Below are 8,996 nucleotides of genomic sequence, written 5' to 3'. Positions count from 1 at the left end.
TGGACGTCCAAACCGACTACTGTGGTAGAATGACTCATAGAGCCGTACACCTCCGTGTTGTATGCGGATAGGCTTCTTCCGAAGCAACCCGCGCATTCTACAACGACGGGATCAGGTGTACGGCTCGTCCATCTTATCTAGCCGCTGACGGACTTCCGCTGAGGCGGCTGTGTCCGGCCGCTCGCGGCCGGACCTAGAAGCCGGCGAAGACGGCGGCCGCGCTCGGCGTAGTCGGCGCCGGCGCCCGGCTCGGGTCGCGGTTCAGGTCGGGGAACGGATAGCGGAACGGGTACGGATGCGGGAAGCGCATCGGGTACGGAAGGTCCCAGGAGGAGTGGATGTCTTCCCGCGTGACCGCCTTGAAGGCGCCGTTCGCCGAGCAGAGGACGGCCGGGTTGTCGGTCACCCCGTTCGAGGCCTTCAGGCAGTCGATCGGCGAGGCGTCCGTCGCGCCCGAGCACAGCAGCGCGGGGTACTGCGTCAGGCCCTTCGCCGCCTTGAAGCAGTCGACGGGGGCGTTCGAGTTCGCGCCGGCGCACAGCAGCGCCGGATAATCCGTCAGGCCCTTGGCCGCGGCGAAGCAGGCGACCGGCGCGTCGGACTCCGCGCCCGCGCACAGCATCGCCGGGAAGTTCGTCACCGCTTTGGCGGCGGCGAAGCAGGCGAGCGGCGCGTTCGACCGCGCCCCCGAGCAGAGCAAGGCGGGATAGCCGGTGACGTTCTTCGCCGAGGCGAAGCAGATCGCCGGAGCGTGGGACTCCGCCCGCGCGCACAGCAGCGCGGGGAAGTTCGTGATCCGGCTCGCGGCCTTCCAGCAGTCCACGGGCGCGTTCGACGCGGCGCCCGAGCACAGCAAGGCGGGGTAGTCGGTGACCTTCTTGGCCTCGGGGAAGCAGGCGGCCGGAGCGTCCGTCGCCGCGCCGGCGCAGAGCAGCGGCGGATAGCTCGTCAGCGGCTTGGCCGCCGCGTAGCAGTCGATCGGGCCGGGGGCGGCTTGCGCGGCCGGCGACAGCAAGGCAAGGACGACGAGAACCGTTTTCATCTCTCCTCCGAGCGTCTGCACGAGCTGAGCCGAGTATACCGATTTCGGCGCGGAACGCACGTCCGGATAATGCCGTTTTATGAGACTATTTTTTGACGCGAATGATAGAATCCCGCATGCGCGTGTTTCTGGCCGTTTTGTTTCTCGCGTCCACGGCGTCCGCGGCGAACCCCGCCGCGTTGTTCGACGCGCACGGCTGCCGCGCCTGCCACAAGATCGGCCCTCGCGGGGGGAACTCCGGCCCGGACCTGACTCTCGTCGGGCACCGCCGGCCGAGAGTCTGGCTCGAGAAATGGCTCGCGAGCCCGCGCGCGTACAAGCACGACACAGAGATGCCGGAGCAGGGCCTGAGCGCCTCCGGCCGCGCCGCTTTGGCCGATTTCCTCTCCGCGCAGAAGGGCCAGGCTTGGGGGGATTCCCGCCCGTGGGCGTCCGGCGGCGACGGCCGCGGGATCTACGTGCGCGCCGGCTGCGTCGCCTGCCACGGGACCGCGGGCCGCGGCGGGCACCCGAACCCGGGCGCGCACGGGGGCGTCATCCCGGCGCTGGCTCCGCTGATGGGCACTTATAAGAAGGACGAGCTCATCGTGAAGATCAAGCGCGGCGTGGTGCCCGAGATCCACGGCGGGCCTCCCGCGGAAGTGAACATGCCGGGCTGGGACGGCGTCCTCGACGCGGCCGAGCTGAGCGCCCTGGCGGACTACCTCTTGTCGTTGGCGAAGACCGATCCCAAGGACGAATTCTAGACCATGAGCGACCTCCAAGAGTGGCTGAGCCTGATCCTGCGCTGGACCCACGCGATCACCGGGATCATGTGGATCGGCCAGACCTACCTGTTCAACTGGATGGAGAAGGCCTTCGATCCGCCGCCCAAGGCCGCCGACAAGCCGAACATCTCCGGCGAGCTGTGGATGGTGCACGGCGGCGGCTTCTATCTCGTCGAGAAGCAGAAGTGGCCCGAGGACATGCCGCGCGTCCTGCACTGGTTCAAGTGGGAGGCGATGCTGACCTGGCTGTCCGGGTTCCTCCTGCTGTCCTTGACCTACTGGGCGGGAGCGTCATTGCTCGATTACGGCTCCGAGCTGCCCCGCTGGCAGGGCATACTCGTCTCGGCCGGGGCGTTGACGGGCGCCGTCGGGGCCTATCGGTTGATCTGGAAGACGCCGTTCGGCCGCACCGAGATCGGCGGGGGGCTCGTCTGGTACCTGTTCCTCGCGGCCTCGGGTTGGGCGCTGCTGAACGTCCTCAGCGACCGCGCCGCCTACCTCCATGTGGGCGCGATGATGGGCACGGTCATGATGACGAACGTCTGGATGACCATCATCCCGAACCAGAAGAAGATCATGGCGATCTCCGAGGCGAACGGCGAGCCCCGCCCGGAGCTCTCGCTCGAGGCCAAGCGCTGCTCGAAGCACAACACCTTGATGTCGATGCCGCTGCTCTTCCTCATGCTGAGCAACCACTATCCGTCGATCACCTTCGGGGGCGCGCATCCCCTGCTCCTGCTCGCCGTCCTGCTCCCGCTGGGCGCCTGGGTCGCCCATCTGATCCGCGAGCACGCATGACCGAGGCCGCCTCCCTCAGGTGTCCCTCGTGCGGCGCCCCGGTCGCCCCGGAGGCGCCGATGTGCGGGCATTGCCGCGCCGCCCTGCATCCCATCCGATGCCCGTGGTGCTTCGATTGGACTTTCAAGGAGGCTCGCGACTGCGCGCGCTGCGGCTCCCGCGCCGAGGCGCCGGACCTCGAGGCGGCCTGCCCGTCCTGCCGCGAGCCGCTGTCCTCCCGTTCGCTGGGGAACGCGAGGCTGTCCGGTTGCGCGCGGTGCGGAGGCGTGTGGACCGATCCCGCATCGTTCCGCGCGATCTGCGAGGAACGCGAGGTCCAAGCGGCGTATCTCGGCGAGGGCTCGGTCCTGAGGGCTCCGACGGCGTCCGACCCCCTGTCGTCGCCCATCGTCTATCGACCTTGTCCGGTCTGCGCCGAGCTCATGAACCGCTTCAACTTCGCCGGCTGCTCGGGCGTGATCCTCGACGCCTGCAAGCCCCATGGGGTCTGGTTCGATCTCGACGAGATTCGCCGCATCGCGGCGTTCATCCGAGGCGGCGGCCTGGACGTGGCGCGCGGCAAGGAGAAGCGCAGGCTCGAGCTCGAGCGCCGGCGGCTCGAACAGGCGGAGACCGGCCCTGAAAGCTGGCGGGGCGGCCTCGCGCAGCCGCTGCCGGATTCCATCGTCGCCTCGCGCGGCCTCCTGCGCTTCCTTCTCGGCCGATGAGGCCGTCGAAACCGGGCCTTGCGCAACGGCGGCGCACCCTCTATCCTTAGCGGGTACCAGGAGAATCCCGCCCATGAATTCCGTCCGACTCGCTCTCGCCGCGCTGATGCTTTTCTCGTCCGCTCCGCTGCCCGCCCAGGTGCTCGCCTCCCCGGAAACGGCCAAGGCGGCGAAAGCGGCCAAGGCTCCGCGCCGGTCCGAGCCCGTCGCGCCGGCCGGCGCGGGAGCCTCCTCCGCCGATCCGCTGATCGCCGCGGCCGCGGCCCCCTCGAGCCCGTCCGGCGGCGCGGGGACGCTGGTGACGGTGTCCAACGGCGGAGGCTCGAGCTCGATCCTGCCGGCGATCCCGGGCGCGCCGACCGAGGAGCGCATCCAGCTCGATAAGATCACGACCGTCAACACGATCAGGCAGCAGGAGTTCCTGCAGCGGATGCGCGCGCTGACCGAGGAGCGGGACGAGGCCGTCCTTCGCAACACCCTCCTGGCGGAGAAGCTCCGCGCCGAGTTCGCCCCGGTCGAGCACGAGCAGAAGACGCTCCAGCTCAAGGGCCAGATCGAGGAGGAGAAGTTCATCCGGAGCGCGGCCGAGCTGCGCCACCAGCGCGACAAGGCGCGCCTCGAGAACGAGCTCGCGCGCGAGAAGCTCAACGCCGAGCTGATCAAGGCGGACGCGGAGAAGCTTCGTCGCGATCTCATCGTGCAGGACCTCGACTTCCAGGCGCGCAAGCTCCGCCAGGAGGCGGACCTCGCCGACAACAAGACCGTGTCGATCAAGGCGGACCTGGAGCTGCGCGAGAAGAAGGAGGTCTGGCGGAAGCAGGCCAACCGGGAGCCCGATTACGTGAAGGAGCCGTTCAAGAACGGCGTCCTGACGATCAGCGACCGCCGCATCTCCATCGAGGGACCGATCGTCTACGGCACGGCGGACTTCGTGACGGAGCGCATCCACTACTTCAACAACAAGTCCGAGGAGTTCCCGATCTTCCTCGTCATCGACCGCAGCCCCGGCGGCTCGGTGATGGAGGGCTACCGCATCCTCAAGGCGATGCAGGCGAGCAAGGCGCCCGTCCACGTCGTCGTGAAGTCCTACGCGGCCAGCATGGCGGCGACGATCGCGACGCTCGCCCCGCACTCGTACGCCTACCCGAACGCCGTCATCCTGCATCATCAGGCGTGGGGCGTCTCGTTCGGCAACCCCACCCAGCAGAAGCAGCAGCTCGACATCATGAAGGAATGGGACCGCCGGCTTCGCGAGCCGATCGCGCGGAAGATGGGCACGGGCCTCGACAAGTTCACGGCCGAGATGTACAAGCGGAACGTGGACGGCGACTGGGAGGAGTTCGCGGACGCCGCGGTCAAGCTCAAGTGGATCGACCACGTCGTGCACGAGATCCGCGAGACCGGCATCGTCAAGGAGCCCGAGACCAAGCGCGACGAGAAGCCCAAGCTCCCCTTCGGCCTGGCCGAGGAGTCGGACCCGAAAGGCGACCGCTTCGTGCGCCTGCCGCGCCTGCAGCACTCGGACGCCTACTTCCTGTACAACCGCGACGGCTACTACCGCTGATGGACCTCAAGTCCGTCCTCATGCCGGGCGAGGGTTCCCTGCCGACGCTCGAGCAGGGCCTCTCGACGGGGACGGTCGCCGGTCCCGCTCTGCCGACGATCGCCGCCGACCCGATGACCTACGCCAAGCTCGGCGGGAGCACGGTCATGGGCCTGGCCGGGATGTTCTACCTCGGCTACGGCCGCAGGCACAACGACGCCCGCAAGATGATCATCGGCGCGGCGCTCACCTTCGGCAGCATCCTTTTCTTCTAACGGCCCCCGGCCGCCGCGGCCGGCAGGGCGACGCTGAAGGCCGACCCGCGCGCGAGGCGGCTGCGCGCCGACACGCGTCCCCCGTAGGCCCCGACGAGCTTCTTGACCAGGTGCAGTCCGAGGCCGGGGCTGCCCGACTGCGCGCCCTTCGCGACGCGGAAGAAGCGGTCGAAGACGCGCGGCAGCTCGGCGCGCGGGATGCCGATGCCGCTGTCCTCGACGACGATGACCGCCCCGCCCTTCGAGCCCCGCGCCTTGACCTTCACCCAGCCGCCGGGCGGGGTGAACTTGACCGCGTTGTCGATCAGATGTCCCAGCGCCTGGCCCAGGTGCGCCTGGTTCATCTTCACGCGCAGCCCGCGCGGGACCGACACGGCGATGGCGAGGCCTTTGCGCGCGGCCCGCGGCAGGATCTTCCTCACCCGGTCGCGCGCGACGGCGTTGAGGTCGACCGTGCCGGGCCGGAGCGGGGCGGAACCCTCCAAAGCCGACAAAGTGAGGAGGTCCCCGAGCATCGCGTCGAGGCGGTCGGCGTTGGACTCGATGATGTCCAGGAACGCGGCGCGGTCCTCGGGGTTCCTCCAGGCGCCCTCCCGGAGCGTCTGCGTGAAGCCCTTGATCGCGGCGACGGGCGTGCGGAACTCGTGCGAGACGTTGGCGACGAACTCGCGCTCCGCCCGCTCCTTGGCGACCGCGAGGTCCTCGGCGCGCTTGCGCTTGGTCACGTCCACGGCGATGATGACGACGCCGATGATCGCTCCCTTCTCGTTGCGGTACGGCAAGGTGTCGCGCTGGACCCAGCGCTTCGCGCCGCCGCGAAGCCGGAGTTCCTCGAGCTCGCCGATGCGGGCCTTGCCCGAGGCGATGACGGCGAGGTCGTTCGCGTGGTACTCTCGGGCCCGGGCCAGGGGGAAGAGCTCCTCGCCCCTGCGCCCCTGGACCTGCTCGACGGTCTTCCCGAGCCAGCGCGCGGCCGCGCGGTTGCAGCGCAGGATCCGGTTGTCGGCGTCCTTGTACCAGATCATGGCGCGCACCGTGTCGAGGATCACCGCCTGCTCGGCCTCCTGGCGGCGCAGGGCGGACTCGGCCCGGCGGCGCTCGGCGAGCTCGTTCTCCACGGCCTGGTGGAGCTGGGCCTTCTCGATCGCGGCGCCGGCGCGGGCGGCGAGCTGCTCGGCGATCACGAGGTCGGTCCGGGACAGCGGCCGCCAGCCCGAGTCGGCGCCGAGCGTCATCACGCCGAGCGTCTTCCCGTGGGACCGGAGCGGGACGCACATGTACGAGGCGACGCCCAGCTCCTGCAGGAAGGTCAGGTGCTCCGGAGAGACGGCGAGGCGCTCGTTGAAGTCGGGCGGCGTCCGGGCGACGAACTCGGACCTGCCGGAGTCCAGCACGCGGCGCACCGGGTCGCGCCGGTCGCCGGAGGGCGTGCGGATGTCCGCGAGCGACTGGAGGAGGCGGACGCGGTCCGGATCGTCGTGCCAGACCTGGGGCGCCGCGAGGTCCTCGCCGGAGCGCAGGGTGATCGAGCACCACTGCCCCAGGCGAGGGACGGCCGCGGCGCACAGGCTGTGGAGGGCCCCGCCGAGGTCGACCGAGTCCGAGATCGACTGCACCGCGCTGACCAGGAACTCCAGGCGCTCGCGGGATTCGCCGGCCTCGCGGGCGAGGATGCGGTCGTGGTTGGCCGTGTACGCGCAGCCGCGCGCTTCATCGGAGGAGAAGGGAAAGCAAGGGGGGATCGAGGGAGGGGTCATCGCGGCCGTTTCGTCACCCATATGGTATCAGCGCCGGCGTACTCTGCCAGGTCACATTATTTTGACGGCCTTGTGACGGCCTCAGAGGTCGAGGTAGGTGAGCAGGCGCTTGCGCCAGCCGGGGAGCCAGCGCGCCTCGTCGCGGGCCGGCGGGCTGTTGGCCACGCGGCGGGTCAGCGCGGCGTCGGCGGATTCGGCGAAGGCTTTCACGGAAGGCTGGCCGGGGGCCGAATCCGCCATCCCCTCGAGGACCTGGAGCAGGCCCCAGCCCTCGCCGTCGTAGCGCTCGGCCGGGTTGACGCCCTCGCCCTTGAAGTTCACGTAGTCCATCAGCGCGTACACGCCGTTGGGCGCGGAGGCGACGCGGTCGAACCGGGTCTGCAGCGCCGGCCGCTCGGAAGCCGGCGCCGCGGCGAGTATCTTGGGCAAAGCGGCCTCGAGGCGGTCGGCGGCGTAGCGGGCCTGGAGGCCGACGGAGGAGGCCAGCAGGTCGCGGAGCTCGTTCATGCGCGGGCCGCGGAAGTCGGCGAAGAAGGCGTCGCGGTCGGGCCAGGGGCACGGCGGCCGGCCCTGCAGCCAGGCGGGCAGGGTCTTCCCGCCGGCGGCCAGGGCGTCGAGGAGGCCGGGGAAGCTCTCGGTGAACGGGCCGCGCGCGCCGGCCTTGTACCAGATGAAGTGGCCGATGCCCAGCGAGGCGAAATCCTCGCCCTTGTTCCAGTGCGTGAGGCCGTCGATCGAGCCGCGGCTCTCGTTGTGCCAGATCTTCCGGCCGACGGCCTCGGCCTCGGCGTCGCTGAGCCGGATGCCGGCGTGCACGCACGACGAGGAGGCGAGGAGGGCGGCGCAGAGGAAGGCTCTCTTCATGAGCCCCATTCTAGCACGGCCGGCGGCGTCAGGGCCGTGTTTTTCCGTGGCGCAGCGAGCGATGCCGGAGCCGGTTGACCTTGCGGGCGAAGAAGACCGGCTCGTGCATCGGAGCGCCCCGGCCCTTGGGCGACGCGTTGACCGCGGCGCCGGAGCGGCCGAGCTTCGGCGGCTCGGTCCAGTGCAGCTCGGGCGTGCCGAGGACGGCGTCGGGGCGCATCCCGGTGCGCCGCTTGTGCGGGCGGCGGTTCTCCCAGGTCTGCCGCCTCCGGCTCTTCACGTCGGAGCTGAACGGCAGGCGCCACGTCTTCAGGTTCGCGAGTCCCTGCGGCCCGGGTTTTTCCTTTTTCATGCGCTCATTCTAGCGCGCGGCGGGTGACGCCGGTTCGACGGGGAGGTAACGTTATCGCGCGGCGCGGGCGTCGATGCCCTCGTGGAAGCGCCAGGCGGCGACGAAGGCGCCGGCCGTGACGACGTGCCAGACCGCGTGGAGCTGGAGCAGGTGGTCGTCGGGGCGGCAGGCGAAGTCGGTATGGTCGAGGTGCCAGCAGGCGTAAGCGGCCGCGAGCAGGAACTGCATCAGCCAGAACGGGGCGTAGGAGGGGGCGTCGCGCTTGACGAGCATGAGCCGGATCTCCAGGGCGGCGAGGGCCAGGGCCTGGACGAGGACGAGGGTCTGGATGCCCCAGCCCAGGGCCCGGAAGGCGAACAAGGCGGCCATGCTCGCCGCGAACAGGCCGCCCCAGAACCGGAGCGCGCCCGCCTCGCCGAGCAGGCCGGCGCGCATCAGTCCCCGCGCCAACGCCCAGCCGAGGAGCAGGAACATCCCGGCGTAATCGAACACCTGGCCGGCGAAGGTGTACGAGGCGTGGAAGACGAAAGACGTGACCCCGACCGCGATGGACACCGGGCCGAGGCCCCCGGCCGTCAGGACGCCGCGCCGGGAGGCGCGCCGCATGATCCAGACCCCGACCGCGACGTACGCCAGGTTCGACCAGGCGTTGGCGGGGGCCGCGATCCAGCCGGCGAGGTTGGCCTCGCAGTGCTTGATGTCGGGCAAGGCCCACCCGCTCCAGGGAGAGCCGGCGGGCGGAGACGGCACGACGCGGGGATCCACGCCGACACTCTAGCGAAATGGCCCCCGAAGGGGCTAGGCCCGGGGGCCCGGTTCGGAGTAGGCCGCTTGGCGGGCCGTTTGGGGCCTCCTCGGCCCACAGGGAAAAGGGGGGCGATTGGTAGGATA

At 70.1% G+C, this 8,996-nt stretch carries 10 protein-coding genes; 5 read left to right on the top strand and 5 right to left on the bottom strand.

What is annotated here, in order from left to right; genetic code table 11:
• Window positions 1-193: 193 nt before the first annotated feature.
• Window positions 194-1,042: a hypothetical protein gene (locus HYV14_07820; protein ID MBI2385906.1), complete on the bottom strand. Its 849-nt coding sequence runs from the start codon at window positions 1,040-1,042 to the stop codon at window positions 194-196.
• A 116-nt stretch (window positions 1,043-1,158) separates the two neighbouring features.
• On the opposite strand from HYV14_07820, the gene HYV14_07815 reads away from it, so the two are divergent.
• The 5 genes from HYV14_07815 (at window position 1,159) to HYV14_07795 (ending at window position 5,132) form a co-directional block, all read left to right on the top strand.
• Window positions 1,159-1,788 (top strand): cytochrome c, encoded by a 630-nt coding sequence (locus HYV14_07815; protein MBI2385905.1) that lies wholly within the window; start codon window positions 1,159-1,161, stop codon window positions 1,786-1,788.
• 3 nt (window positions 1,789-1,791) lie between these two features.
• Complete coding sequence (locus HYV14_07810) at window positions 1,792-2,607, top strand: urate hydroxylase PuuD (GenBank protein MBI2385904.1); 816 nt, start codon at window positions 1,792-1,794, stop codon at window positions 2,605-2,607.
• Entirely contained in the window at window positions 2,604-3,314 is a 711-nt protein-coding gene (locus HYV14_07805) for a zf-TFIIB domain-containing protein (protein ID MBI2385903.1), read from the top strand. The genes HYV14_07810 and HYV14_07805 overlap by 4 nt, the downstream gene beginning before the upstream one ends.
• A 73-nt stretch (window positions 3,315-3,387) precedes the next feature.
• Window positions 3,388-4,878 (top strand): ATP-dependent Clp protease proteolytic subunit, encoded by a 1,491-nt coding sequence (locus HYV14_07800; GenBank protein ID MBI2385902.1) that lies wholly within the window; start codon window positions 3,388-3,390, stop codon window positions 4,876-4,878.
• Window positions 4,878-5,132 carry a hypothetical protein gene (locus HYV14_07795; protein MBI2385901.1) on the top strand — a complete coding sequence of 85 codons (255 nt, stop codon included), beginning with the start codon at window positions 4,878-4,880 and terminating at the stop codon, window positions 5,130-5,132. The genes HYV14_07800 and HYV14_07795 overlap by 1 nt, the downstream gene beginning before the upstream one ends.
• Here the strand turns inward: HYV14_07795 and HYV14_07790 are convergent.
• From HYV14_07790 to HYV14_07775, 4 genes are read right to left on the bottom strand one after another with little or no spacing between them, the layout of a single operon-like run.
• The gene (locus HYV14_07790) at window positions 5,129-6,910 is read right to left on the bottom strand and encodes a PAS domain-containing protein (GenBank protein MBI2385900.1); all 1,782 of its coding nucleotides are present in this window, start codon (window positions 6,908-6,910) and stop codon (window positions 5,129-5,131) included. The genes HYV14_07795 and HYV14_07790 overlap by 4 nt on opposite strands.
• A 60-nt stretch (window positions 6,911-6,970) precedes the next feature.
• Complete coding sequence (locus HYV14_07785; GenBank protein ID MBI2385899.1) at window positions 6,971-7,753, bottom strand: hypothetical protein; 783 nt, start codon at window positions 7,751-7,753, stop codon at window positions 6,971-6,973.
• Window positions 7,754-7,781: 28 nt separating this feature from the next.
• Window positions 7,782-8,105: a hypothetical protein gene (locus HYV14_07780; GenBank protein MBI2385898.1), complete on the bottom strand. Its 324-nt coding sequence runs from the start codon at window positions 8,103-8,105 to the stop codon at window positions 7,782-7,784.
• Between the two features lie 51 nt (window positions 8,106-8,156).
• Window positions 8,157-8,870 (bottom strand): ceramidase domain-containing protein, encoded by a 714-nt coding sequence (locus HYV14_07775; GenBank protein ID MBI2385897.1) that lies wholly within the window; start codon window positions 8,868-8,870, stop codon window positions 8,157-8,159.
• Window positions 8,871-8,996: the final 126 nt, after the last annotated feature.

Source organism: Elusimicrobiota bacterium, assembly GCA_016182905.1.
Lineage (GTDB): Bacteria > Elusimicrobiota > Elusimicrobia > UBA1565 > UBA9628 > GWA2-66-18.
Note: the sequence above shows the minus strand (reverse complement) of the source record. Positions and strands in the feature narration are given on the sequence as shown.